Here is a 24,764-nt window from a genome sequence, read left to right on the forward strand (position 1 = left end):
CATGATCGACGAGACCGAACTCCTCGGTGATGACATCGAGGCCGATGACGAAGGCGACGCAACCGGCCGTCTGATTCGGCCGTATGCCATCACGGGCGGTCGCACGGGTGGCGAGGTCGAGATCGGCCTCGAGTCACAGATCCAGGCGAGCACCCGTGCCTCGCAGCACCTCGGTGTCTATCGCTGGGAAGCTGCCCGGCTCATCGAGCTCGTGCAGACCCCGATGGCACTCATCGAGCTCTCCGCTCGGCTCGAGCTCCCGCTGGGCGTCGCCCGCGTGCTCGTCGCCGACCTCATCGCCGACGGCGCCGTGGTCCTCCACCAACCCGTCACCACACAGAACTTCGGAAGTCTCTTGGAAAGGGTGCTCGACGGTGTCCGCAACCTCTGATCCCACCGCTGCACCGGGCAAGATCCCGGTCAAGATCGTCGTGGCCGGCGGCTTCGGCGTCGGCAAGTCGACGTTCGTCAACACGATCTCGGAAATCGAGCCGCTCCGGTCCGAGGCGATGATGACCACCGCGTCCGCCGACGTCGACGACCTGTCGCACATCTCCAAGAAGGAGACGACCACGGTCGCGATGGACTTCGGTCGCATCTCGCTCACCCCCGAGATCGTGCTGTATCTGTTCGGCACACCCGGCCAGGAACGCTTCCACTTCATGTGGAACGAGCTGTCTCGCGGCGCGATCGGGGCCGTCATCCTGGCCGACACCCGACGGCTGGGCGACTGCTTCGCCGCGATCGACTACTTCGAGGCGCGCAGCATGCCGTTCATCGTCGCGGTGAACCCGTTCGACGGACAGAAGACGCACGCGATCGAAGCGGTCCGCGAGGCCGTGCAGGTCGACGGCAACGTTCCGATGCTGTTCTGCGACGCACGCCAGCGCGAAGACGTCAAGAACGGTCTGATCGCACTCGTCGAACTCGCGCTCCTGCGTGAACGATCTCAGGCCCAAGTTCGGGCCTGATCGCCATCCCCCAAGCGGCCCAGGCCGTGTCGTGTCGTTGGTCGGCGGACCCAACACACGGCACGGCCACGGGTAGCCGCCCGAGGACCGATCGCAGCCGATTGCAGTGATTGACCCGGCCGATTGCAGCCGTTGACCCGGCCGATTGCAGAGGTTGACTCGCGTGGCTGATTCGAGTGGCGGCGCGCCGTGTCGCGAACCTGCGGCCCACGGGCGCAAACCCGCGACACACCCCACCGGCCCCTGAACCGAACGCACACCATGTCGCGAACCTGCGCCCCACCGACGCAAACCCGCGACACACCCCCAAGTCCTAGTAGCCGAACCCAGACCGTGTCGCGAACCTGCGGCCCACCGACGCAAACCCGCGACACACCCCACCCGGACCCCACCCACCGCCAGACCGCGTCGCGAACCTGAGCCCCACCGACGCAAACCCGCGACACACCCCACCGGCCCCTGAACCGAACGCACACCATGTCGCGAACCTGAGGCCCACGGACGCAAACCCGCGACACACCCCACCCGGACCCACCCACCGCCAGATCGCGTCGCGAACCTGCGGCCCATCCGACACCGTGTCGCGCACCTGAGCCCCACGGCCCCAAGAACGCGACACACCCCACCCGGACCCACCCACCGCCAGACCGCGTCGCGAACCTGCGGCCCATCCGACACCGTGTCGCGCACCTGAGCCCCACGGCCCCAAGAACGCGACACACCCCCAAGTCCTGGTAGCCGAACCCAGACCGTGTCGCGAACCTGCAGCCCACGGACGCAAACCCGCGACACACCCCACCCGGACCCACCCACAGCCAGCCGTGCCGCGAACCTGCGATCCATCCGACACCATGTCGCGCACCTGAGCCCCACAGCCCCAAGAACGCGACACACCCCCAAATCCTGGTAGCCGAACCCAGACCGTGTCGCGAACCTGCGGCCCATCCGACACCATGTCGCGCACCTGAGCCCCACGGCCCCAAGAACGCGACACGGCGGTGCCTCGCGCGCCGGGCGGTCAGGCGGACGGGCGGGAGGATCGACCGGCGAGCGTGGTCCGTAGCACCTCGATCACCATCAGTGGGTCGTGGATCACCTGCTCGAAGGTGAACTCGAGCACGAGCTGTCCGAGCCGCTGCAGGTCGTTTCGGCGTCGGGCATCCTTCGCCCGCTCGCGCGGGGAGGAATGGCCGCGGCCGCCGGACACCTCGACGACGACACCGTGATCGCCGAACGCGAAGTCGACACGCGCCACGTGACGTCCATCGAGTCGATGCACCACCTGCGGCGTTGGCACCGGTATTCCGGCGCCCTGGACCAGTTGGATGAACCTGCGCTCGAGCACGGTGTGCCCACCGGACGATGTCAACACCGAGTAGAGGCGCCCCAACCCCCAGCTACCGGGGCCACGGATCAGGGCGAGTCGTTCGAAGATCAGCTCCAGCGTCGCGCCCCGCGTCCGGATCGCCGAGTCGACGGCCCGCTCGAGTTCGTCGGTCGAGGCTCGATCCCTGGCCAGGTCGATGACGGTGCGAATCGGCGACGTGGTCGGAAACCCGTCGACCGACACTCGGTCACGCGGTCGCCGGTAGGTCGTGGTGTGCACCGTGCACGGCACGGCGGATGGACGGCGGCCGCGACACGAACGGTCGATGGTGAACTCCACCACTTCACCCTCGAAACCGTCGAAGCCGTGCAGTTGTGCAGCCGCCCGATGGCTCACCACGGTGGTCGGCCCGAGCGACCAGACGCCGGCCTGGAGATGCTGATGCCAGGTCTCGGGGGCGCCCGCGACTCGATAGACACCCTTGGCCACCCGCACGAGAATGCCCCGCCGGGCAACGTGACGCAGACGGCTCTGCTCGGCGGCGGGCACCTGGTCGGTGCGGACCAGGCCGTACTGCCGGCCGGCGATTGCCGAGATCTCGGCGATGAGTCGATCGACGTCCATGCCCGGACTGTGGGGAATGGGCGGCCTCAATCCGGAACGACGCGCCAGGATCGGTCCCCACCCGCATAGCCGTGTCGCGAGTATGTACCGGTATCGCGCAGTACCGCGACACAGTTCGCTCGCATCGCGCCCGTTCGATCGTCGGTCGCCGTGTCGCGAAAAGCGTGGCGACGACGCGCACCGCCACAAGGGGCCGATGCTCGAAGCGAGCGTCGACGCCGATCTCTCGATCGCGCCCGCCGAACCGTGTCGCGGCCTCGTCGCCACCAGGCACGCCATCGCGACACGCCCATGCCTGCCCCCGGCCGTGTCGCGAACCTGGGGCCGGGGCACACGCCATCGCGACACGCCCACGCTTGCCCCTGGGCCGTGTCGCGAACCTGGGGCCGGGGCGCACAACATCGCGACACGGCATGTGGGTTGGCAGCATCCGCCTCGATGCGGCCGACACCACCACCGACCGCGTCGCGAACCTGGGGCCCGGGCACACGACCGCGACACGGCATCAGAGCCCGGCACCACACACCGTCAGCGGCGGCTACCGCGGTCGAACCGTGTCGCGGCCACGTGGCCACCAGGCACGCCATCGCGACACGCCCACGCTTGCCCCCGGGCCGTGTCGCGAACCTGGGGCCGGGGTGCACAACATCGCGACACGGCACGTGAGTTGACGGCATTCGCCTCGATGCAGCCGACACCACCACCGACCGTGTCGCGAACCTGGGGCCGGGGCGCACAACATCGCGACAGGCCCACGCTTGCCCCGGGCCGTGTCGCGAACCTGGGGCCGGGGCGCACAGAACCGCGACACGGCACGTGAGTTGACAGCATCCGCCTCGATGCAGCCGACACCACCACCGACCGTGTCGCGAACCTGGGGCCGGGGCGCACAACATCGCGACACGGCACGTGAGTTGACGGCATTCGCCTCGATGCGGCCCGCCCACGCCTGCCCCGGGGCGTGTCGCGAACCTGGGGCCGGGGTGCACAACATCGCGACACGGACTGCGGGGAGCGGAACCGTCTGGGCGAACGTTGACGTCAGTGGTGATTCGACCGACAGCGACGCGCCGTGTCGCGTGCTCGGGGCCCCGGGCCCCGAGCCCGCGGCGTCAGGGGGCGAGGGCGGCGGCTCGGGTGGCCAGGGCGGGGACGCCGAGGCGATCACACATGGCGGCGAACTCGTCGGTCGGACCGGTCCACTTCCACTCGTCGACCGTGCCGACGGGTACCGCCCGGTCGACCGTGGCGATGATCCGGAACAGCAGCGCGTCCTCCATGTTGGCCTGCAACGTCTTCGACAGCTTGGCTGCGCCGCGCAACCCCTCGACCTCCCACAGGCTCGCCTCCGCCGGGATGTCCTCGATGTGGACGTACCGGTCGAGCACCCGTGACGCCGACTTCGCACCCCAGCCCGCCAGCCCGGGGAAACCGTCGGCCGTGTCGCCGACGAGGCCGAGGTAATCAGGGATCGAGGCCGGACCGACGCCGAACTTCTCCTGCACGCCCGCCTCGTCGATGACCTCGCGCTTGCGACGGTCGTACTGCACGACGCGTCGACCGACCACGCACTGGCCGAGGTCCTTGTCGGGCGTGACGATCAACACCTGCTCGACCCGCTCGTCCTGATCGGCGACGTGGGCCGCCGCACCGAGCGCGTCATCGGCCTCCCACTCGACCATCCGCCAGGTGGTGACGCCCATCGCCTCGAGCGCATCCTCCATGATCGGGATCTGGTGGAGCAGTTCGGGCAGCATGCCCTCGCTGGTCTTGTAGCCGTCGTAGAGCTCGTTGCGGAACGACTCGATCGTGTGGTCGCTGGCGACACCGACGTGGGTCGCGCCTTCCTCGATCAGCTGCAGCGTCGACGTGAGGACACCGATCGTGGCATCGAACTCGCCCGCCTCACGCCCGGATTCGCCGCGCCGGTTCGCGCTGCCGAAGTGTTGCCGGAACAACTCGTAGGTTCCGTCGACCAGGTGCACCTTCACGCCTGCAACCGTACTGCAGCGTCCTCGGACACGGTGCAGGAGACCGCGCCACGAAACGCCCGCCCCACCGCCGACCGCCACGCCGACCACGCCACGCCGACCACCACCGACGTCCGGACAACGACGTCCGGGAACGCGGCCGGAAAACGACAACGTCGGGCTCCTGGTGAGTGAGGTGGTGGCCAGGCGGTCTGCGGCACACGAGCGATGCCGATGAAGGCTGCTCCATTCCTGGCCTGACCTGGTTCACGGGCGCCCATTGCACAGGACCCGACCACCACCTCACCCGCCGGGAACCCGACGAGTGCTGATCAGGTTAGCGGCCAGATATCGTGTCACCGCACAACACCTGGAGGGGTGCGAGAGCGGCCGAATCGGCACGCTTGGAAAGCGTGTGACCTTCACGGGTCCGTGGGTTCGAATCCCACCCTCTCCGCCACACGGCTCGGTTCCGAGTCCGGCACCCCCACCGCGGGGCGGCGCCGGCTCCGACGGGCCGTGTTCCGCGCCCGGTCAGCGTTCGCCGGGCAGCACGGTCACCAGCGTGGCGGCCGCACGTCGCGCACCGAATCGAGTGCGGCGGCGTATGGCGACGTACCCGCACCGGGGTGCGACTTCAGACGCTGGACACTCCGACGCAACGCGGGACGACCACTCGCCGACGCGGGGAGCGTCTCGTCACGACGCTGGACTCGATGGAGCACGGCTCGGGGGATCTCGATCACAGTCATGCGCACAGTGTCCGGCCTCATAATCCATGACGCAACTCACAACCGTTTGTACTATTCATGACATCACGTCATACTGTCGGGATGTCCGATCTGCAGCTCGACGTCGAGTCGCTCCGCACCTACCTCGCCGTGCTCGACACCGGCGGCATGACACGCGCCGCGGAGCGGCTCGACATGACGCAATCGGCGGTCAGCTGGAAGATCAAGCGCCTCGAGGAGCGGGTCGGTCGTCCGCTGCTGATCCGCGACGGGCACACCATCCGTCCGACGCGCGACGGCCGAGCGCTGCTCGACGACGCACGCTCGATCGTCGCCCTGCACGACGGTGCCGTCTGGCGACTCCGGAGCTCCGAACTCACGGGCACGATCAAGCTCGGTTCGAACGAGGAGATCGACACGCCCCAGATCGCGTCCATGCTCGGTCGATTCCGACTGGCCCACCCCAACGCGACGATCGAGTTCGTGATCGACCACACGGTGCGGCTGGCGAAACTGGTCGACGACGGCAAGCTCGACGTCGTCCTCATCCAGGTCACCGACGACCAGGTCCGACACGACGACACCGTGCTGTGGACCGACCAACTGAGGTGGCTCACCCACCGCAGCTGGACCTACGACGAGGGCACCGTGCCGCTCGTCACGTTCGGCGACCTCTGCTTCTACCGCCGGCTCGGCGAACCGATCCTCGCGGCGAACGGCATCGAGTTCGCCAACGCGTTCTCGGGATCGGCGACCCGCGGCGTGGTCGCAGCAATCGAAGCCGGGCTCGGCGTCGGCGTGCTCAGCGAACACTTCATCGCCGACGACATCATCGAGTGGCCGCGCGCCGCCACGCTGCCGCCGCTCCCCCGGGTCCACCAGATCGCTCGTACCGTGCCCGGCGAAACAGCGGCCGCCGCGGCCGCGCTCGTGAGCGTCATCGCCGAACAGCTGCTCGAGCCGGCGGTGCTCGCCGTGCAGCAATGACAGACTGCCGTCCGTGACCGACGCCGACCACGAGGCAGCGATGCGCGCCGCGCTCGACCAGGCGAGAGCCGCGCTCACCCACGACGACGTGCCGGTCGGTGCGGTGATCGTGCGCGACGGTGAGATCATCGCGGCGCGTCACAACGAACGTGAGCTGACCGGCGACCCGACCGCCCACGCCGAAGTGCTCGCGATGCGCGACGCGTCGGCGAGGATCGGTCACTGGCGCCTCGACGACTGCACCCTGGTCGTCACCCTCGAGCCGTGTGCGATGTGCGCGGGCGCCATGGTGAACGGCCGCGTCGGGCACCTCGTCTATGGCGCCACCGACCCGAAGGCCGGTGCTGCCGGCAGCCGATTCGACCTCGTCGACAGCGAGTTGCTCAACCATCGGGTCCCGCGCACGACCGGGGTCCTCGCCGACGAGTGCGGCCGACTGCTCGTCGACTTCTTCCGCGCCAAACGACGCTGACCGGGTTCAGCCCCGGCGCTCGGCGGCCACGAACTCGGCGTAGAGCCCCTGCACCCGCGTCGTCACCGGACCGCGGCGGCCGGCACCGACCGGGGCCCCGTCGACCTCGGTGATCGGGCGAGCCCCCGCGGTGGTGCTCGTCATGAACACCTCGTCGGCCGCCGCCAGGTCGGCGAATCGGACCGTGCCGCCGATTTCGTTCCCGAGCTCCGTGCCGATCTCGTCGGCGACGCGTTCGGTCACCGTCAGCGCGCCGTGCTCGACGCGCCCGGGTTTGGCCGAGGACGACCCGAGGTCCATCCCGGCCCTGATTGTGTTGTCATCCCCTCCGGGGAGGACCCCCTCGTCGACCGCGGGTCCCTCGTCGTTCAGGAGGTCGATCAGCGCCTGACAGATCTCGTGGATCGCGGTGGGGACGAGCGCGCGTTGCGCTTCTCGGCGCGGTCGAAGGTGAGAAGTCGAACACGGTCTCGCCGCACGTGTCGTACAGCCTTGCTTGCAGTCTTGCCGGTACAGTTCGGCCACGGGGCGAGACCGCGAACTCGATCATCGAGGTGGCTCCTGACCGGGGCCAGGTTTCTCGTACCGTCGAGGACGCCTTTCGGCTGGTCGCCCCGAAACGACTATTGATGGAGATGGACACATGACCGCAGTCCCGGTGATCGAGATGCAACCGGTTTTCGGGCCCGGAGCGGCCTTGCCGGCAACAGATCTCGCAGCGATGTTCCAGGCCAATGGCCCGTACTGGAACCAGGGGCGCTACCTGTCCGCCGCGGGGGCAGCATCGCAGATGCCGGGTGGTGGCGCATCGACGGTGGGCGTGCCGTGGTATCGCCAGGATTGGGCCATTGGTTCGAAACCGCTGGTTGCCGGGGCCCAGGAACTACTCGACCACCCGGGATTCGCAGACGCGGCCAAGTCGGTCTTCGGCGGCCGCGTGGTGCGCCCCCACACGTTGTACGCCAACGTCCAGATGCCCGCGATGAGCACCGACATGGGTCACACCGACGTACCCGAGTTCCGCGGGATGACCCGGGACAAGTACCCGGTTGCCTTGCTGCATCTCATGAATCGGTCCGGGCTGTTCGCACGTTGGCAGCTCGACATCTGCACTGCGGTGACCTGGGTGTGGGACGGTCCGCGCGGCGATTTCGTGCTCTGGTCGTCGGGGCCGGGGAATCCACCGATTCGGTACCCACCTCCGCTTTCGAACCGGGCCATCGTTTCGGACAACGATCGAATGTTTCACGCGGTCGGTGCGTTCGAGTCGCCGACCGGGCCACCGTCGGCTTCGCTGACTCCCACGAGTGAAGTGTTCGCAACCGGCGATGGTTTCGCACTCCGAGACGGGGAGATGGTGATCGGTCGGTGGCCATCGACCGCGGTCCGGTGCTCGTTGTCGTGGAAGGCGTACGTCTTCGCCGACGAGGCCGCGGCACAGACCTACGACGGCCACACCGATGACCTCGATCCGGCGCAGGTGTACCGCGTGTTCGCCGAGAACCTGGAAGGTTTGCCATCCGGCGCTTCGGTGACGGACGAAGACGTCCTCCGGCTGTTGACCGCTCGGTGGCCCAAACTCGTTCCGGTGCCGCACTAGAACGAGCCCGGCGTGAACACGTCGGGGCCTCGACGGTTCGCTCTCAGCGCAGTGCGGCGACGGTTTCGACCCACGGGCCGGAGCCGGCGATTCGATCGACGGCAACACGGCCCGCCCCCCGCTGGTCGGGGGTCCCGCAGGGCCAAGGGATGCCGATCGAGACCCAGGTACTTGTTCGCGAGGCGAGCCATGAGGGCGGGATCCGGGCCCGTGCTCACCGCTGACCACTCGACGAGAACGTCGGACCCCGAGGCAGCAATCCGCGCACGCTGGTCGTCATCCTCGAACCCTGCGCGATGTGCGCCGGCGCGATGGTGAACGGCCGAGTTGGACACCCGGTGTACGGGGCGACCGACCCCGAGGCCGGGGCGGACGGTAGCCGATTCGACCTCGTCGACAGAGCTGGTTCGCCAAGAAGTCCAGAAATGCGAACCCGATCGCGATCGAGAACACGCCACGACCCGACGGATGATTGCAGCGACGACGAGCACGACGATTGCGATCCCGATCCTGGGCAACGTTTCGAGCAGCGCCTCCAGCATGTTTGTTGCTGGAGGCGGTGGCGTTGCCGGCGACGTCGGTTGCGTCACCGTCGTCGTCGGGGGGCGCGGTCAGTCGATGCATCATCGCTCCAGCTGGTCGACCGGCTGGCACCCGGGGCCGCTCGACCGCAAACGCCCCGCCTCATTCCATCAGCGGGCGGCGTGATTCAGCCCCGGCGCTCGGCGGCCACGAACTCGCCGTAGAGCCCCTGCACCCGCGTCGTCACCGGACCGCGGCGGCCGGCACCGACCGGGGCCCCGTCGACCTCGATGATCGGCCGCGCCCCCGCGGTGGTGCTCGTCATGAACACCTCGTCGGCTGCCGCCAGTTCGTCGAGTGTCCACTCGCGTTCCGCAACCGCCAACCCCACGCCGTGCGCCGCCTCGATCACGATGCCGCGCACCACGCCGGGCAGGATGCGGTGGTCGGCAGGGGCGGTGACCAACCCACCGTCGATCACCCCGAACACGTTGGTGTGCGAGCCCTCGGTCACCACACCGTCGCGGTGCAGGATCACGTCATCGACGCCGGCGTCGAGCGCGGCCTGTTCGGCCAGCACGTTCGGGAGCAGCCCCGTCGTCTTCATGTCGACGCGACCCCACCGGATGTCGTCGCCGGTGATCGCCCGCGAGCCGTTCTCGATCGCCGCTCGCGACGGCCCGGCGATCGCCTGCGCGCGGACCAGCACCGTCGGCGGCACACCCACCGGGAACGCGTGCGTCCGAGGCGCCACCCCGCGCGTGATCTGCACGTAGACCGTCGCGAGCGCGGCATCAGCGAGACCGTTGCGTTCGATCAGTTCGTGGTGGATCGGCGCCAGCGACGCCGCGTCGAAGTCGATGCGGATCGAGTCGAGTGTCCGCTGTAGTCGGGCGAGGTGCCGATCGAGCGCGATCGGTTGCCCCTCGATCGCGACCGTCACCTCGTAGCAGCCGTCGGCGAACAGGAACCCTCGATCGTCGACCGACACCGTCGCCGTCGCCGCAGGGACGAACCCACCGTTGAGATACAGGACGGGTTCATCGCCAGACATCGGCGACATCTTGGCACCGCGCCGCCCACGTCGAGACATGGAAGACGGCGGCGCGAGACTCACACGATGAGCGACGACTGGGAACACATCCGCTACGAACAACCGGCCGAGCGCGTGGCCCGCATCGTCCTCGCACGCCCGCAGACCGCCAACGCGCAGGACTACCAGATGCTCAGCGAGCTCAATCAGGCGTTCGATTGCGCCGCCCGTGACGACGAGGTCCGGGTGATCATCCTCGCCGCCGACGGCAACCACTTCTCGTCGGGTCACGACTTGCGCGCCGGCACCGACATGAGCGGGATCGACCCGATCGGCACCTGGTGCTGTTTCGACAGCGACGGCGCCGAGGGGTACATGGCGACCGAGGCCGAGATGTACGTCGGGCTCTGCTGGCGGTGGCGCAACATCCCCAAGCCCACGATCGCCCAGGTGCAGGGCAAGGTGATCGCCGGCGGGCTGATGCTCGTCTGGCCAATGGACCTCGTCGTCTGCAGCGACGACGCCACGTTCTCCGACCCGGTCGTCGCGTTCGGCGTCAACGGCCACGAGTACTTCACACACCCGTACGAAGCCGGCGCCCGGCTCGCCAAGGAGATGCTGTTCACCGGCCGCGCGATCACCGCCGACGAGGCGTACCGCCACGGGATGGTCAACCGGGTCGTCAGCCGGGACGACCTCGAATCGGAGACGCTGGCGATGGCCCAACACATCGCCAAACGTCCGATGATCGGCCTCACGCTGTCGAAGCAGAGCGTCAACAACAGCCTCGACGCGATGGGGATGTACACGTCGATCCAGTCGGCGTTCGGGCTGCACCACGTCGGCCACAACCACAACCTGCGCCTGCACGACAGCCTCGTCGACCCCGCCGGCCTCCAAGTGATCCGCGACGAAGCCTGACCCCGCGAGCACTCGACTTCGCTCCATTCCCCCGCCGGCCCTGTCGCGAACCTGCGCCCACCAGCCCCCAAACCGCGACACCGCCCGACCGGCGCCCACCTCCCCGCCGGCCCTGTCGCGAACCTGCGGTCACCAGCCCCGAAACCGCGACACAGCCCGACCAGCCACCACCCCCGCCGACCTTGTCGCGAACCTGCACCCCCCAGCCCCCAAACCGCGACACAGCCCGACCAGCCACCACCCCCCGCCGGCCCTGTCGCGAACCTGCGCCCACCAGCCCCCAAACCGCGACACCGCCCGACCGGCGCCCACCTCCCCGCCGGCCCTGTCGCGAACCTGCACCCACCACACGCAGAATCGCGACACCGCCCGGCCGGCGCCCACCTCCCCGCCGGCCCTGTCGCGAACCTGTGCCCACCACACGCAGAATCGCGACACAGCCCAGCCGGCGCCCACCTCCCCGCCGGCCTTGTCGCGAACCTGTGCCTGCCACACGCGAGACCGCGACACGGCCGGCTGGTCCTCTCGGGGCGGGGCGGGGCGGGGCGGTCAGATCTGCAGGTCGCCGAGGGACTGGCGCAGCGTGCGGAGTGACGAGATGACGACGTCGTGGCGATCGCCGTCGATCGACAGGGGGGCGAACACACCGGCGTTCAGCAGCTCGGTACAGCGCTCGACGAGATCGCGCCCCCGCGGGGTGATCGCCACCAGGACACCGCGGCCGTCGGCGGGGTTGGCCCGACGATCGGCGAGGCCCGCCTCGACCAGACGCTGCACGGCACTGGTCACGCTGGCCGGGTGGATCTGCAACCGCTCACCGATCTTGCCGGCCGGCAACTCGCCGCGGCGCGTGAACGCCAGCAGTCGCAACAGCTCGAAGCGGGCGAAGGTCAGCCCGAACGGCCGCAGCGTCGACTCGATCTCGGCCAGCAGCAGCTGCTGCACACGCATGATCGTCGTCACCAGAGCCATCCCGTCGGCGGCATCGGCCCAGCCCGCCGCGACCCAGTTCTGGCGCGCCAGTTCGATCGGATCGCTGTTCGGCGCCTTCACGTCCACGTCCACGTCCACGTCCACGACATGGACTTTAGTTTGATATCAAAGTAAAGTGTCAACCATGGCCGAACGAACGAACGACGACACGGCGAACGACACGGCGAACGACGACACAGCAACCGCCGAGCAGCCCACGAACCGCGAGATCTGGGAAGCGTCGTTCGGAGCGTCCCGCCTGCGCGACGCCGACTTCGAGACGATGTCGGGGATCCCGCTCGACCCGGTCTACGGGCCCGACGACGGCGAGTTCCCCGGGCAGTACCCGTACACCCGTGGTCCGTACAGCTCGATGTACCGCTCGAAGCTCTGGACGATGCGGATGTTCGCCGGCTTCGGCACCGCCGACGACACCAACTGGCGCTTCAAGGAGATCATCAAATCGGGCGGCGACGGACTCTCGACCGCCTTCGACATGCCGACCCTGCTCGGCATCGACTCCGACGACCCGATGGCGCTCGGCGAGGTCGGGCGCTGCGGCGTCGCGATCGACACGATCGCCGACATGGCCGACCTCTACCGCGACATCGACCTCGGCGAGATCACCACGTCGATGACGATCAACTCCCCCGCCGCCGTGATCTTCGCGATGTTCGTGGCGCAGGCGGAGCAGGCCGGCATCCCCCGGGCGAAGCTCGGCGGCACCCTCCAGAACGACATCCTGAAGGAGTACCAGGCGCAGAAGGAGTTCGTGTTCCCGCCCCGCCAGTCGATGCGGCTCGTCCGCGACACGATCGACTTCACCGCCGCCGAGATGCCGAGGTGGCACTCGATCTCGATCTCCGGCTATCACATCCGCGAGGCCGGGTCGACCGCGGTCGAAGAGCTCGCGTTCACGCTCGCCAACGGGTTCGCCTACGTCGAACTCGCGATGCAGGCCGGGCTCGACGTCGACGCGTTCGCGCCTCGGCTCAGCTTCTTCTTCAACGCCCACATCGACTTCTTCGAAGAGATCGCCAAGTACCGCGCCGCCCGCCGCATCTGGGCACGCTGGATGAAGGAACGGTACGGCGCTCAGAGCGAACGCTCGATGCAGCTCCGGTTCCACTGCCAGACCGCCGGCGTGTCGCTCACCGCCCAGCAGCCCGAGGTCAACATCGTGCGCACGGCGATCGAGGCGATGGCCGGAGTGCTCGGTGGTGCGCAGTCGCTGCACACCAACTCGATGGACGAAGCGCTCGCGCTCCCGACCGAGAAGGCCGCCCGCATCGCGCTCCGCACGCAGCAGGTGATCGCCAACGAGACCAACGTCGCCCACGTCGCCGACCCGCTCGGCGGTTCCCACTTCGTCGAGGCACTGACCGACGAGATGGAACGTCAGGCCGAGGAACTGTTCGCACACCTCGACGAACTCGGCGACGGCTCGATGCTCGAAGGAGCGATCGCCGGCATCGAGGAGAACTGGTTCCAGGGCCGCATCGCCGACTCGGCGTACGACCTCGAACGCAAGCTGAACGCCGGTCGCCGGATCACGGTGGGGGTCAACGGGTTCACCGACGGCAACGACGACGACCAGATCGACCTGCTGCGGATCACGACCGAAGACGAGTCACGCCAACGCAAACGACTCGACCAGATTCGTCACGATCGCGACCAGAGCGCCGTCGACGCCGCACTCGCCCGGGTGCGGACCGACGCCGCCGACCCCGAGGTCAACCTGATGCCGGCGCTGATCGACGCAGTGAAGGTGTACGCGACGCTCGGTGAGATCATGGGCACGATGGAGTCCGAGTTCGGCCGCCACGTCGAAGTCCCGGTGATCTGATGCACGCTCGCCCGACCCCGACGAACACCGCGACGCAGGCGAGCGTCGGCGAACGAACGAGCAGCCTGCGCGGCCGGAGAACACGATGAGCGGCGAGCGTATCCTCATCGCCAAGGTCGGCCTCGACGGGCACGACCGCGGGATCAAGGTCGTCGCCCGGATCCTGCGCGACGCCGGGTTCGAGGTGATCTACACCGGCTTGTTCCAGACACCCGAGACGGTCGCCGCAGCAGCCGTCGACGAGGACGTCGACGCGATCGGCCTGTCGATGCTGTCGGGTGCCCACATGACGCTCGCGCCGCTCGTCGTCGCCGAGGTGCGCAAACGCGGGAGCGAGATCCCGATCATCCTCGGTGGCATCGTGCCCGACCACGACCTCGACGAGCTCCGGGCTGCCGGGATCTCCACGGTGCTGACCCCCGGCGCAACCGCCGAGCAGATCGCGAACGAGGTCCGCAACGCGGTCACGACCGGTTGAGGCCGATCGAGCTCGAACTCAGACGACCGACATGCGCGAGAACGTCAACTCGAGCACCTCGTCGACCAGCTCGCTGCTGTCGGCATCGAGCGCCGAGAACCGGTACACGGCCGGGAATGCGTCGCTGAAGCGCCAGGTCCAGACCGGTTCGTGCCGCTCGTCGGTCAACGAGACCGTCACGCTCCGCCGCACCTCGTCGTCGCCGGCTCGAACCTGCTCCCACCAGTCGTACAGGTCGGTTCGTCCGATGAGCCCGCGGACGAGCACCAGGTTGGTGTAGCCGACCAGACCGGGCCGCTTCTGCGGCTCGACCGTCCGGTCGGTACCCGAACGCGACACCACGATGTCGGTCGTCGCAACCGGCAACTCGACGGATCGGAACGGTGCTGCTCCGTCGCCGAGATCGACCAGGAAGTAGGAGCGTTCGAACGCATGGTCTCGCTGGATCGGCATGTCACCAGGTTGTCAGATTCGAGCGGCCGCGACGCGGGAGTTCCACTGCTCGACGTACACGATCGCCGAAAGCCGAGGCCCCGACGACTAGCTTCACCCATCGTGACGGGGGAACGAGCCGCCGACGGCGGGCGCGAACCGCGGTCGTTCCAGCGTCTCCGAGACCTCACCGGCGAGGTCCGACGACCTCGGGTCGAGTACGACCACCTGCTGCTCGACGACGGACACCTCGACCGCGAGGAACAGCAGCGGATCTTCTCCCTACTCCTGCCGAATCAGAATCGGCGATCGGTCGTCAGGTTCCTGCTGATGCTCACGCTCTCCGTGACCATCGCCGTCATGGGGCTCGCCGCGAACTCCGCGGCGGTCGTGATCGGAGCGATGCTGATCGCCCCGATGATGACGCCGATCATGACCTTCGCATCATCGGTCGGATTGGGCCTCGGTAAACGCGCCGCCCAAGCAGCGTTCCTCGTCACGATCGGGGCGGTCTGGTCTGTGCTGTTCTCGGTGTTCCTCGCGCGCGTGTTGCCGACGGTACTGATCGATTCGGAGGTGCTGGCCCGAACCCGCCCCGACGTGCGCGACCTCATCGTCGCAGTCGCTGCTGGTGCCGCAGGCGCCTACGCAACGGCGCGCGAGGACATGTCCGGTGCGCTCCCCGGCGTCGCGGTTGCGGTCGCCCTGGTCCCCCCGCTGGCGGCGACCGGCATCTTGATCGATGCTCAGGAACGTGTGCTGGCAGAGGGCTCGGCGTTGCTGTTCGTCACGAACCTGTTCGCCATCACGTTCAGCGCGCTCGTGGTGTTCCTCGCAACCGGCGTGATCCCGACGATCCGGCTGTGCTTCCAGAGTTCGCGCATCGCGATGACGACGATCGGCATCGTCCTCGCAACCGCGCTCATCGCGGTACCGCTCACCACCAGGTCGCTCGATGCGGCGACGTCGTCGCGACAACGGACCGCCATCTCGGTGACGGTCGACGAGTGGATCGGCGACCTCCAACTCGACGTCGTCGGCCTCGACGTGCTCGGCCCTGAACTCCGGCTCGAGCTGACGGGACCCGACGAACCGCCCGAAGCGCACCTGCTCGCGACGCGATTGGTGCCGGAACTCGGCGATGACGCCGAGGTGGTCGTCCGCTGGGATCAGCGGTCGCAAGGCGTCGCACGCGCCGACGCACCGCCGGCCGTCGAACCGGCCGATGTCGTCCGCGACGTGATCGACGGCTGGGTCGTCGGGCTGGCCGACGACGGTGTGCTGCTCCGGGTCGTCGAGTTGGTCTACGACGACGGACTCGTCGATGTGACCGTGAGCGGGCCCGCCGCTCCCCCACCGGCGCCCGGGCTGTCGGCCGAGGTCGCCGACGCCGTCGGCCGAACGGTCGATCTCAAACTGCAGTGGATCCAATCGTTCGACCCCGGTCTGGGCGGTGAGCCGCCCGGAGTTCGCGTCGACCGTCTGGTGCGGGCATGGATCGGACCACGGTCGAGTGTGAGGTACATCGCATCCGACGTGTCGGGCGGGACGACGACGATCGACCTCGGATCCGACGGCACACCGCGCGGGCTCGAGACGCTGCGCCGAATCGTGCTCGATGCGATCGACGGTTCGACCCGGGTCGAGGTCCGGCTGCTCCCGGTGACGGTCATCGAGATCGCGCCCGACGTCGTCGCGATCCCCGATCTGAACTGAGCGCGCTCGGTACGGCTCAGTCCGGTTCGGGGATGCCCACGTCGAACGCGACATCGACGCCGTCGTCACGCAATCCGCTGATCAGCAACCTGCCGCCCGGCGATGCCGCCGGGAATGCGAGCAACTGCCGAGCGGTACCGAACCCCGGCACCGACGTCATGCCCCACGCTCCCATTGCTTCGATGCCACCGGCCCCGGCGCCCACGACGACCGAGGCGAAACCGAACAGTTCGACACCGACGCCGATCCCGCTGGAGAATTCGACGACGACGAGGAGTTCACCCGCGGTGGACTCGTACGCCGACGTCACGCGCACCGAGATGCCGTCCTGCTCGACCGTCGCACCGCTCCCGACGATACGACCGGCGAGCGGTTGCCCGCCGATCGCGAATGTCGACACGAGACCGGCCTGGTCGGTCACCACATCGGTGAACGAGACGCACCCACCGTCGCCGTCGCAGACGTCGACGCCGTCCGGCACCGGTGTCGCCGCCGCACCCGCCACATCGCCCATGATGGCGGCGGCGTCGCTCTGATGTCGGGCGTACCGTGCCGCATCGGTTCCCGGCGCCGCGGACCCTCCGGCCTCGGAGCGCTGGGCGAGCGCGTCGAAGTAGACACCGACCTGGTCGACGGCGGGCGCCGGTGTCGTCACCGGCGCGAGCGTCGTCGAAGTCACTGTGGTCGGCGGCGTCGCGTCGCCACCATCGCACGCGCCGAGCGCGACCGTGACGGCGACCGATCCCAGGCAGACAGCGAGCCGACCGATCGAATCCCTCACGACCGGGCGGGGACGTGCTCGGCGAGGAACTCCTTGATCATCGGATCGACCTGCGCGAGCGCGTCGCCTTCCTTCCAGCTCTCGACGAACGTCGCGTTCGGGGCCAGATCGGCGAGCTCACGAGACGTCACCGCCGGGTGGTACAGATCGTTGCCCATCGCGACGAACATCGGTGTCTCGCACGCGGCGACCTCGTCGGGGGTCGCGGTGAGCACGAACTCGCCGTCCCACATGTTGCTCCGGAACGACTGCCAGTCGGCCTCGGTGACGTCGGGGTGCTGCGGCGCGATCGCCTCGGCCCACTGGTCGAACATCTCGTAGAGCGCCGCACGGTTGTCGCTGATGCCGACCGGCTGCAGCATCACGACCGACGAGAAGCGGTCGGGGGCGGTCGTGAGCAGGTTCATGATGTACGGCCCACCGATGCACATGCCCACCACGTGGCAGCGCTCGACGCCCAGATGGTCGAGCAGCGCGAGCTGATCGGCGGTGTACGTGTCCCACCCGTCGTCGCCCGAGATCGGCGCCGTCGACCGGCCGGCGTTGCGCTGATCCATGCCGATCACGCGGTAGTCGTCCGAGAGTGCGGTTCGCGGGTTCCACGGCATGTTCGACCACAGCTCGTTGGCCGAACGCATCCCGCCCGGGGCGATCAGCAGGACGGGGTAGCCATCGCCCTCGATGTCGTAGTGGATCGAACGAGTGCCGTCGGTGAACTCAGCCATCGGCTCGTTCTACACCATGTGTTCGATGATGGCGACCGCCAGTTCGTCGGGCGAACGTCCGTCGGTGTCGAGCTGCCAGAACGCCCCGTACGCCTCGGAACGCTCGGCGAGCAGCGCGGCGACGCGAGCCCGGACATCGTCGCCGCGCAGCAGCGGCCGGGTCGCACCGGCACCGTCGACATCGACGCGCTCGAGGATCGTGTCGAGCGACGCCACCAGGCACACGACGTCCCCGGTCTCGGCCAGCCGCTGCGCGTTGACGGCGTCGACCAGCATCCGTCCGCCGGTGGCGATCACCAGGCGTCGCCGGTCGGCGAGTTCGTCCGCCACGTCGCGCTCGAACTGCCGGAACGCGCCCTCGCCGTGCTCCGCGAAGATCTCGTTGATCGGCCCGTGCCGCTCCTCGATGATCCGGTCGGTGTCGACGAACTCCCACCCGAGACGGTCGGCGAGTGCGCGACCGACGGTCGTCTTGCCGGTTCCCATGAACCCGGTGAGGACCACGTTGCGATCGGACATGCGCCAGCAGGCTACGCCGACCCGGTGGCGCCGGGCAGGTGAACGTAGGGTTCGGCCCATGAGCGACCGACCGACGACGTGGGTCGTCCGGGCCCGGAACCTTCCCGAGCACGCCGACAACCCGATCCACACCGACGCCGGCGCCCGTGCCGAGGGATTCCCGTCCGCGTTGGTCGCCGGCGTGACGACGTACGCCTACCTCACCCGACCACTCGCCGCGGCGTGGGGTATCGACTGGCTCAGCCGAGGTGGCGGCGAGGTTCGGTTCCGGGCGCCGGTGTTCGCCGATGCCGAGGTGCAGTGCGTGCCGACGCCGGCCGACTCGGGTGACGACGGCGCGGTGCTGGTCGAGGCCGTGTGTCCCGATCAGGAGCGCAACCCGCGGGCCACGTTCGCGGCCGTTCGAGACAGCGGCGCTCCCCCGGCGATGCGGGCGGGCGAGGCACTCGCGTCACGACGGTTCACGCTCGGTCACGAGTTCGCCGCCGACTACGCCGAGCGGGCCGGCGACGATCTGGGGATCTACCGCGAGCTCCGGATCGTCCACCCGGTCACGTGGCTCCAGATCGGCAACCGTGTGTTCTCCACCGACCTGGTCGACGGGGCATGGATCCACACCCGCAGCGTCGTCCGCCACCACGCCCCGGGGCCACTCGGTGCGACGGTCGACGTCCATGCGACCGTCGTCGATCGCTTCGAGCGCGGCGGCACACGAGCGGTCGTCGACATCCTCGTCGAACACGACGGACGACCGATCGTGACGCTCGAACACGAGGCGATCGTCGATCTGTCGACGGCCGACTGACCCGCCGGTGGTGCATGCATGAGTGACGCGATCCGACCGTTCACGATCGACGTGCCCGAGGACGTGCTCGACGACCTCCGCCGCCGACTCCGAACGACCCGCTGGCCCGATGCCGAACCCGTCGACGACTGGTCGCAGGGCACCCCGCTCGCGTACGTCCGCGAGGTCTGCGAGTACTGGGCCGAGCAGTACGACTGGCGCACCGGCGAAGCCGCCCTCAACCGGTTCGATCAGTACACGACGGAGATCGACGGCGTCGACATCCACTTCGTCCATCAGCGCTCGTCGAACCCCGACGCCCTCCCGCTGATCCTCACCCACGGATGGCCGGGCTCGATCGTCGAGTTCGAGCAGGTCATCGGGCCGCTCACCGAGCCCCAGCGCCACGGCGGTGACACGGCCGACGCGTTCCACGTGATCGCGCCGTCGCTACCCGGTTTCGGGTTCTCTGGCAAGCCGACCGAGACCGGCTGGGGCGTCGAGAAGATCGCCGACGTGTGGGAGGCGCTCATGCAGCGGCTCGGGTACGAGCACTACCTCGCGCAGGGCGGCGACTGGGGGTCGGCCGTCACCGCCGCGCTGGGCCGGCGGCACCCGGATCACTGCGTCGCGATCCACATGACGCTCGCGATGGACGCCCGGCCGACGAGCGAACCGACCACCCCAGAGGAACTGCAGGCGGTCGAACGTCTGCGGTACTACGCCGAATGGGACTCCGGTTACTCGAGCCAGCAGCGTTCGCGTCCGCAGACGGTGGGGTACGGCCTCAACGACTCGCCCGCCGGCCAGCTGGCGTGGATCCTCGAGAAGTTCTGGGCCTGGACCGACTGCGACGGCCACCCGGAACGGGCGGTGGCCCGCGACCGGCTGCTCGACAACGTGATGCTCTACTGGGTGACCGAGTCGGCCACGTCGTCGGCCCGGATCTGCTGGGAGAGCTTCGGCCGTGGTGGCAGCCGCGAGCCGGTCACGGTGCCGACCGGATTCAGCGTGTACCCCGCCGAGATCGTGCGACCGGTCCGGGCGTGGCTGGGCGACTCGTTCCCCCACATCGTGCACTGGGCCGAACACGGGCACGGCGGACACTTCGCCGCCCTCGAAGTGCCCGACACGTTCGTGGCCGATCTGCGCGCGTGCTTCCGACCGCACCGCAGCGGGTCGGCCTGACCCGCACGACCGGACCTCAGCCGGCGTCGCGGTCGCTGCGCACGATGCTCATCACGATCGCGTCGTGGAACTCGCCCTCCCAGTACAGCGCGTCGCGCAGTACGCCCTCGCGCACGAAGCCGACCTTCTCGTAGACCGCGAGCCCGCGCGGATTGAAGTCGTACACCTCGAGTGAGATCCGGTTCACGGGTGGGTCGTCGATGGCGTCGAAGACGTGATCGACGATGAGCCGGGTCGCCTCGGTCCCGACGCCGCGGTTGCGAGCGTGCGCCCCCAGCGCGATCCGGAAGCTGCACGACCGGTTGTCGGGGTCCCACTCGTTGACGACCACCTCGCCCAGCCAGGCACCGGTGTCGGGGTCGACGACCGCCATGTCGAGGCGGTCGGTCTGCTCGGGGCGTGAGGCGCACCACCGCTCGATCTGCTCACGGGTGAAGTCGGCGTGGGTGCCGGTGAAGTGATCGATCTCGTCGTCGTGGAGGTCGGCCCACATCGCCGCCGCGTCCTGGGGCCCCATCGGCCGCAGCAGTACCCGTTCGCCTCGCAGGGTCGGCTTGTCCGCGAACGTCGACATCGCCCGAGCGTAGGTCGGGGTGCCCGAGACCTCTCGAGACGTTTCCGCCATTATCTGACTAAAGTCAGAGAATGCCTGACACGCCGGCACCCGACGTTTCCACGCTCCGTACCTTCAACCGCTCGTTCACGCAGCGCATCGGCGTGCTCGACGACTCGTTCCTCCAGTCCGGCCGCCCCCTGGCCGAGGCTCGCCTGCTGTTCGAGATCGGCACCGACGGCGCCTCGATCCTCGAACTCCGACATCGACTCGGCCTCGACTCGGGCTACCTGAGTCGTCTGCTCCGCGAACTCGAACGCGACCGGCTCGTGACTGCGTTGCCCGACCCCGACGATGCCCGTCGTCGACTCGTCCGCCTCACCGCAGCGGGCCGATCGGCGTGGACCGAACTCGACCGCCGATCCGACGAACTCGCCACGGGCCTGCTCGAACCGCTCTCCGACGATCAACGGCGCCGGCTCGACGAGGCACTCCGCTCGGCCGACCGGCTGCTCCGAGTCGCCACGCTCACGTTCGACGTCGTCGACCCGCGCAGTGACGATGCGCTCGAGGCGATGGCCGCGTACTTCGCCGAGCTCGCCGTCCGGTTCTCCGATGGCTTCGACCCGGGCGACACCCTGACCGCCGATGCGCCCGCGATGCGAGCACCGACCGGGTCGTTCCTCGTCGCACGGTCGGACGGTGTCGTCGCTGCATGCGGCGGTGTCCAGCGCCACGACGACACCACCGGCGAGATCAAGCGCATGTGGGTGCACCCCGGTTGGCGCGGCGCCGGCGTCGGACGGCGTATGTTGACGCACCTCGAAGCACAGGTCGCCACGCTCGGCTACACGAACGTCGTGCTCGACACCAACGACTCGCTCACCGAGGCGATCACGATGTACCAGCGGGCCGGCTATCGCCCGATCGAGCGCTACAACGACAACCCGTACGCCAAGTGTTGGTTCGCCAAGTCGCTCGCCACGGCCTGACCGCCTCGACCGCCTCGTCTGATCGAGCCGGTCCGCGATTCCGGCTACGGTCGCCGGATGGCGCTGATCTCCGTGGCCGAACTCGCCGACATCATCGACGACCCCGACGTGGTCGTCTGTGACGTCCGATTCCACCTCGCCGACCACGGCCAGGGACGCCGCGAGTACGACGCGGCACACCTCCCCGGCGCACGGTTCGTCGACCTCCACGACGAACTCGCCGCTCCGAGCGGCGGCGGGCGCCACCCGCTGCCCTCGATCGACGAGTTCGGTGCGCTCCTCGGTCGTCTCGGCATCCAACCCGGTTCGATGGTCGTCGCCTACGACGATGCGGGCGGTGCGACGGCGTCCCGTCTCTGGTGGATGCTGCGGTCGGTCGGACACGGACGGGTCAGCGTGCTCGACGGGGGCATGTCGGCGTGGGTCGCCGCCGGGCACCCGACGACCGGAGAGGTGCCCGCCGTCACCGAGACGGAGTATCCCGTCGCTCCGGAGTGGACGGGCATCGTCGACGCCGACGCGGTGGCACAGAGTCTCGAGTTCGGCGGCACCGTCGTCGACGCCCGCGCCCCCGAGCGGTTCCGCGGCGAGGTCGAGCCGATCGACCCCAGAGCGGGCCACATCCCCGGTGCGATCAACCGGTTCCACGGCGACGTGCTCGGGCCCGACGGTCTGCACCTGCCGACGCCCGAGCTCGCGGCCCACTTCGCCGACATCGGCGCGAACCCGATCGTGTACTGCGGCAGCGGCGTCACGGCGTGTCACGCGCTGTTGGCGATGTCGCAGGTCGGCCTGACCGGCGCTCGGCTGTACCCCGGTTCGTGGAGCGAGTGGTCCGCCGACCCCGAGCGCCCGGTCGCCACCGGCGACTGACGCCGACTACTTCTTCTTTGCGCTCGACTTCTTCGCGGACGACTTCTTCGCGGTCGACTTCTTCGGGCTGCTCTTCTTGGCGGTCGACTTCTTGGCCGTCGACTTCTTGGCGCTCGACTTCTTGGCGGTCGACTTCTTGGGGCTGCTCTTCTTCGCGGCCGACTTCTTCGGCGCCGGCTCCACCTTGGGCATCGCACCACGACGTCCGGCGGGCTTCGCCTGTGGCTCGGCCCACTCGGCACCCGACGCCTCGAACAGTCGGGCGATCTCGTCGACGTGCAGATCGACGAGGTCCCACAGGTCGGGCACGAGGTCACGGTCGGCGACCAGTCCGAAATCGAGCCGGTCCTCGTACGAGTGCACCGTGATGTTGAGGCCGACGCCGTTGCTGATCGTCGAGACCGGGATGTAGTGATCGAGCTTGCACCCCGCGAAATACAGCGGCTCGCGTGGGCCCGGGACGTTCGAGATCACGACGTTGACCGGCAGGTTGACCCGGTCGGAGAGTCGCGCCATGAGTCGCACCGCCGCACCGGCGACCACCGGCGACGTCGCGTCGGTCGCCTCGGTCAACGCGGTGGCCGGCACCAGTTCGAGTTGGTGCTTGGCAACGTCCATCGCGGCCCTGCAGCGGGCGACACGCTCGACCGGGTCGTCACAGTCGGTCGGGAGTTCGGCGACGATCGACGAGACCCGATTCGTCCACGGGTCCTCCTCGAGCCCGGTCCGGATCGACACGGGCACCATCGCCCGCAGCGGTGCCGTCGGTAGCGCGTCGCGCTGCACGAGGTACTCGCGAAGTGCACCCGCACAGATCGCCATGACGACGTCGTTCACCGTGCCGCCCGTCGCATCCTTGAGCTGCTTGATGTTGGAGAGCGCGGTCGATCGCATCGCGAAACGGCGGTGCGGGCCGACGCTCTTGTTCCACGGCGTCGGCGGCGCCGGGGTGACCGGCAGCGTCACACGGCGGATCTGGTCGGCGACCGCCTCGGCCTCCTCGCTCCGTCCGGCCCGCGAGGCGATCAACTCACGCGACCGCGCCACCACGCCACCCAACGTCGTGAGACCGGCCGCCTCGGCCATGTTCCGGACGACTCGGAGCGAGAGTCGGGTTGCCTTGACCGGGTTGGCGACGAGGTTGCCGACCGTGTGCTTCAACAGCTCGGAGTCGGCCGGGAGCGGGTCGGGCGTCCAGGCGATCGGTTCGAAGGGCCACGGCGCGTCAGCCGACTCGTCGGTGAACATCTTGAGCATGATCACGCCGGCGGCGCCGTCGACGGTCGCGTGGTGGAACTTCGTGAGCATCGCCCAGCGACCGTCACCGAGCCCTTCGATCACGTACACCTCCCACAGCGGGTGGGTACGGTCCATCCGTCGGCCGATGATGCGAGCGACCTGCTCGGCCAACTGGTCGGCGGCCCCGGGCGGGGCCAACCCGATCTGGCGCACGTGGAAGTCGAGATCGAAGTGGGGGTCGTCGACCCAGTACGGATGATCGAGTCCGAACGGCACCTCGACGACTCGACGGCGGAGCGGCTCGACGTGGCCGACCATCGACCCGAACCGTTCGTACACGGCCGCATAGGGGTCGAAGTCGGGCGTCGGACGCTCGTAGATGGCGAGCCCGTTCACGTGGCCGTACGTCGTCGGGGTCTCCATGTAGAGGAACGACGCGTCGAGGCCCGTGAGCTGCTTCATCGACTCAGTCTCCCACGCGATCGGACCGGCGCGGGCCGGCGTGGGC

The 24,764-nt window shown here is 68.8% G+C and carries 25 protein-coding genes, 1 tRNA gene and 1 other RNA gene; 14 read left to right on the plus strand and 13 right to left on the minus strand.

Features of this window, described 5'->3' with window-relative positions; genetic code table 11:
* The first annotated feature begins 1 nt into the window (after position 1).
* Together R8G01_13985 and R8G01_13990 are read left to right on the plus strand one after the other, a co-directional pair.
* A complete protein-coding gene (locus R8G01_13985; GenBank protein ID MDW3215109.1) occupies positions 2 to 391 on the plus strand; it encodes a DUF742 domain-containing protein in 390 nt (129 codons plus the stop codon).
* Positions 375 to 971 (plus strand): ATP/GTP-binding protein, encoded by a 597-nt coding sequence (locus R8G01_13990; protein MDW3215110.1) that lies wholly within the window; start codon positions 375 to 377, stop codon positions 969 to 971. Before R8G01_13985 ends, R8G01_13990 begins: the two co-directional genes overlap by 17 nt.
* Positions 972 to 1,989: 1,018 nt before the next feature.
* On the opposite strand, the gene R8G01_13995 is transcribed toward R8G01_13990, so the two are convergent.
* From R8G01_13995 to ffs, 3 genes are all read right to left on the minus strand, one after another.
* Positions 1,990 to 2,922: a DUF559 domain-containing protein gene (locus tag R8G01_13995; protein ID MDW3215111.1), complete on the minus strand. Its 933-nt coding sequence runs from the start codon at positions 2,920 to 2,922 to the stop codon at positions 1,990 to 1,992.
* A gap of 1,112 nt (positions 2,923 to 4,034) precedes the next feature.
* Positions 4,035 to 4,913, minus strand: coding sequence for a 5'-3' exonuclease H3TH domain-containing protein (locus tag R8G01_14000; GenBank protein MDW3215112.1), 879 nt, complete (start codon positions 4,911 to 4,913; stop codon positions 4,035 to 4,037).
* A 177-nt stretch (positions 4,914 to 5,090) separates the two neighbouring features.
* Positions 5,091 to 5,189: signal recognition particle sRNA small type (gene ffs / locus R8G01_14005), an RNA gene on the minus strand.
* Positions 5,190 to 5,264: 75 nt separating this feature from the next.
* Between ffs and R8G01_14010 the strand changes: the two genes are divergently transcribed.
* Positions 5,265 to 5,352 (plus strand) — tRNA-Ser (locus tag R8G01_14010).
* A 97-nt stretch (positions 5,353 to 5,449) separates the two neighbouring features.
* Here R8G01_14010 and R8G01_14015 read toward each other — a convergent pair.
* Entirely contained in the window at positions 5,450 to 5,644 is a 195-nt protein-coding gene (locus R8G01_14015) for a hypothetical protein (GenBank protein MDW3215113.1), read from the minus strand.
* A gap of 81 nt (positions 5,645 to 5,725) precedes the next feature.
* Between R8G01_14015 and R8G01_14020 the strand changes: the two genes are divergently transcribed.
* Positions 5,726 to 6,610: a LysR family transcriptional regulator gene (locus R8G01_14020; GenBank protein MDW3215114.1), complete on the plus strand. Its 885-nt coding sequence runs from the start codon at positions 5,726 to 5,728 to the stop codon at positions 6,608 to 6,610.
* Between the two features lie 13 nt (positions 6,611 to 6,623).
* Entirely contained in the window at positions 6,624 to 7,082 is a 459-nt protein-coding gene (tadA, locus tag R8G01_14025) for a tRNA adenosine(34) deaminase TadA (GenBank protein MDW3215115.1), read from the plus strand.
* A 6-nt stretch (positions 7,083 to 7,088) separates the two neighbouring features.
* Here tadA and R8G01_14030 read toward each other — a convergent pair whose 3' ends face one another.
* A complete protein-coding gene (locus tag R8G01_14030) occupies positions 7,089 to 7,382 on the minus strand; it encodes a hypothetical protein (GenBank protein ID MDW3215116.1) in 294 nt (97 codons plus the stop codon).
* A gap of 343 nt (positions 7,383 to 7,725) precedes the next feature.
* Between R8G01_14030 and R8G01_14035 the strand changes: the two genes are divergently transcribed.
* Entirely contained in the window at positions 7,726 to 8,682 is a 957-nt protein-coding gene (locus R8G01_14035) for a hypothetical protein (GenBank protein MDW3215117.1), read from the plus strand.
* A 709-nt stretch (positions 8,683 to 9,391) separates the two neighbouring features.
* Here R8G01_14035 and R8G01_14040 read toward each other — a convergent pair.
* Positions 9,392 to 10,258, minus strand: a complete 867-nt coding sequence (locus tag R8G01_14040) for an aminotransferase class IV (GenBank protein MDW3215118.1) — start codon at positions 10,256 to 10,258, stop codon at positions 9,392 to 9,394.
* Positions 10,259 to 10,324: 66 nt separating this feature from the next.
* On the opposite strand from R8G01_14040, the gene R8G01_14045 reads away from it, so the two are divergent.
* On the plus strand, positions 10,325 to 11,158 hold the full coding sequence (locus R8G01_14045; protein MDW3215119.1) for an enoyl-CoA hydratase: 834 nt from the start codon (positions 10,325 to 10,327) through the stop codon (positions 11,156 to 11,158).
* A 549-nt stretch (positions 11,159 to 11,707) separates the two neighbouring features.
* Here the strand turns inward: R8G01_14045 and R8G01_14050 are convergent.
* On the minus strand, positions 11,708 to 12,235 hold the full coding sequence (locus R8G01_14050; protein MDW3215120.1) for a MarR family transcriptional regulator: 528 nt from the start codon (positions 12,233 to 12,235) through the stop codon (positions 11,708 to 11,710).
* A 40-nt stretch (positions 12,236 to 12,275) separates the two neighbouring features.
* Between R8G01_14050 and R8G01_14055 the strand changes: the two genes are divergently transcribed.
* The gene (locus tag R8G01_14055; GenBank protein MDW3215121.1) at positions 12,276 to 13,976 is read left to right on the plus strand and encodes a methylmalonyl-CoA mutase family protein; all 1,701 of its coding nucleotides are present in this window, start codon (positions 12,276 to 12,278) and stop codon (positions 13,974 to 13,976) included.
* Between the two features lie 85 nt (positions 13,977 to 14,061).
* Positions 14,062 to 14,454 (plus strand): cobalamin B12-binding domain-containing protein, encoded by a 393-nt coding sequence (locus R8G01_14060; GenBank protein MDW3215122.1) that lies wholly within the window; start codon positions 14,062 to 14,064, stop codon positions 14,452 to 14,454.
* A gap of 18 nt (positions 14,455 to 14,472) precedes the next feature.
* On the opposite strand, the gene R8G01_14065 is transcribed toward R8G01_14060, so the two are convergent.
* Positions 14,473 to 14,907, minus strand: coding sequence for a phage tail protein (locus R8G01_14065; GenBank protein MDW3215123.1), 435 nt, complete (start codon positions 14,905 to 14,907; stop codon positions 14,473 to 14,475).
* A 102-nt stretch (positions 14,908 to 15,009) separates the two neighbouring features.
* On the opposite strand from R8G01_14065, the gene R8G01_14070 reads away from it, so the two are divergent.
* Positions 15,010 to 16,602 carry a DUF389 domain-containing protein gene (locus R8G01_14070; GenBank protein ID MDW3215124.1) on the plus strand — a complete coding sequence of 531 codons (1,593 nt, stop codon included), beginning with the start codon at positions 15,010 to 15,012 and terminating at the stop codon, positions 16,600 to 16,602.
* 16 nt (positions 16,603 to 16,618) lie between these two features.
* On the opposite strand, the gene R8G01_14075 is transcribed toward R8G01_14070, so the two are convergent.
* From R8G01_14075 to R8G01_14085, 3 genes are all read right to left on the minus strand, one after another.
* Complete coding sequence (locus R8G01_14075) at positions 16,619 to 17,257, minus strand: hypothetical protein (GenBank protein ID MDW3215125.1); 639 nt, start codon at positions 17,255 to 17,257, stop codon at positions 16,619 to 16,621.
* 122 nt (positions 17,258 to 17,379) lie between these two features.
* The gene (locus tag R8G01_14080) at positions 17,380 to 18,108 is read right to left on the minus strand and encodes an alpha/beta hydrolase (protein ID MDW3215126.1); all 729 of its coding nucleotides are present in this window, start codon (positions 18,106 to 18,108) and stop codon (positions 17,380 to 17,382) included.
* Between the two features lie 9 nt (positions 18,109 to 18,117).
* A complete protein-coding gene (locus R8G01_14085) occupies positions 18,118 to 18,627 on the minus strand; it encodes a shikimate kinase (GenBank protein MDW3215127.1) in 510 nt (169 codons plus the stop codon).
* A gap of 58 nt (positions 18,628 to 18,685) precedes the next feature.
* On the opposite strand from R8G01_14085, the gene R8G01_14090 reads away from it, so the two are divergent.
* Positions 18,686 to 19,432, plus strand: a complete 747-nt coding sequence (locus R8G01_14090; GenBank protein MDW3215128.1) for a MaoC family dehydratase — start codon at positions 18,686 to 18,688, stop codon at positions 19,430 to 19,432.
* An 18-nt stretch (positions 19,433 to 19,450) separates the two neighbouring features.
* Positions 19,451 to 20,599: an epoxide hydrolase gene (locus tag R8G01_14095; protein MDW3215129.1), complete on the plus strand. Its 1,149-nt coding sequence runs from the start codon at positions 19,451 to 19,453 to the stop codon at positions 20,597 to 20,599.
* A 16-nt stretch (positions 20,600 to 20,615) separates the two neighbouring features.
* Here R8G01_14095 and R8G01_14100 read toward each other — a convergent pair whose 3' ends face one another.
* Entirely contained in the window at positions 20,616 to 21,173 is a 558-nt protein-coding gene (locus R8G01_14100) for a GNAT family protein (protein ID MDW3215130.1), read from the minus strand.
* 71 nt (positions 21,174 to 21,244) lie between these two features.
* On the opposite strand from R8G01_14100, the gene R8G01_14105 reads away from it, so the two are divergent.
* Both R8G01_14105 and R8G01_14110 read left to right on the plus strand, forming a co-directional pair.
* On the plus strand, positions 21,245 to 22,144 hold the full coding sequence (locus R8G01_14105) for a bifunctional helix-turn-helix transcriptional regulator/GNAT family N-acetyltransferase (protein MDW3215131.1): 900 nt from the start codon (positions 21,245 to 21,247) through the stop codon (positions 22,142 to 22,144).
* A gap of 57 nt (positions 22,145 to 22,201) precedes the next feature.
* Positions 22,202 to 23,017, plus strand: coding sequence for a sulfurtransferase (locus R8G01_14110; protein ID MDW3215132.1), 816 nt, complete (start codon positions 22,202 to 22,204; stop codon positions 23,015 to 23,017).
* 6 nt (positions 23,018 to 23,023) lie between these two features.
* Here R8G01_14110 and R8G01_14115 read toward each other — a convergent pair whose 3' ends face one another.
* A complete protein-coding gene (locus tag R8G01_14115; protein ID MDW3215133.1) occupies positions 23,024 to 24,718 on the minus strand; it encodes a wax ester/triacylglycerol synthase family O-acyltransferase in 1,695 nt (564 codons plus the stop codon).
* Positions 24,719 to 24,764 lie beyond the last annotated feature (46 nt).

The organism is Ilumatobacteraceae bacterium (genome assembly GCA_033344875.1).
Classification (GTDB): Bacteria; Actinomycetota; Acidimicrobiia; order Acidimicrobiales; family Ilumatobacteraceae; genus Ilumatobacter.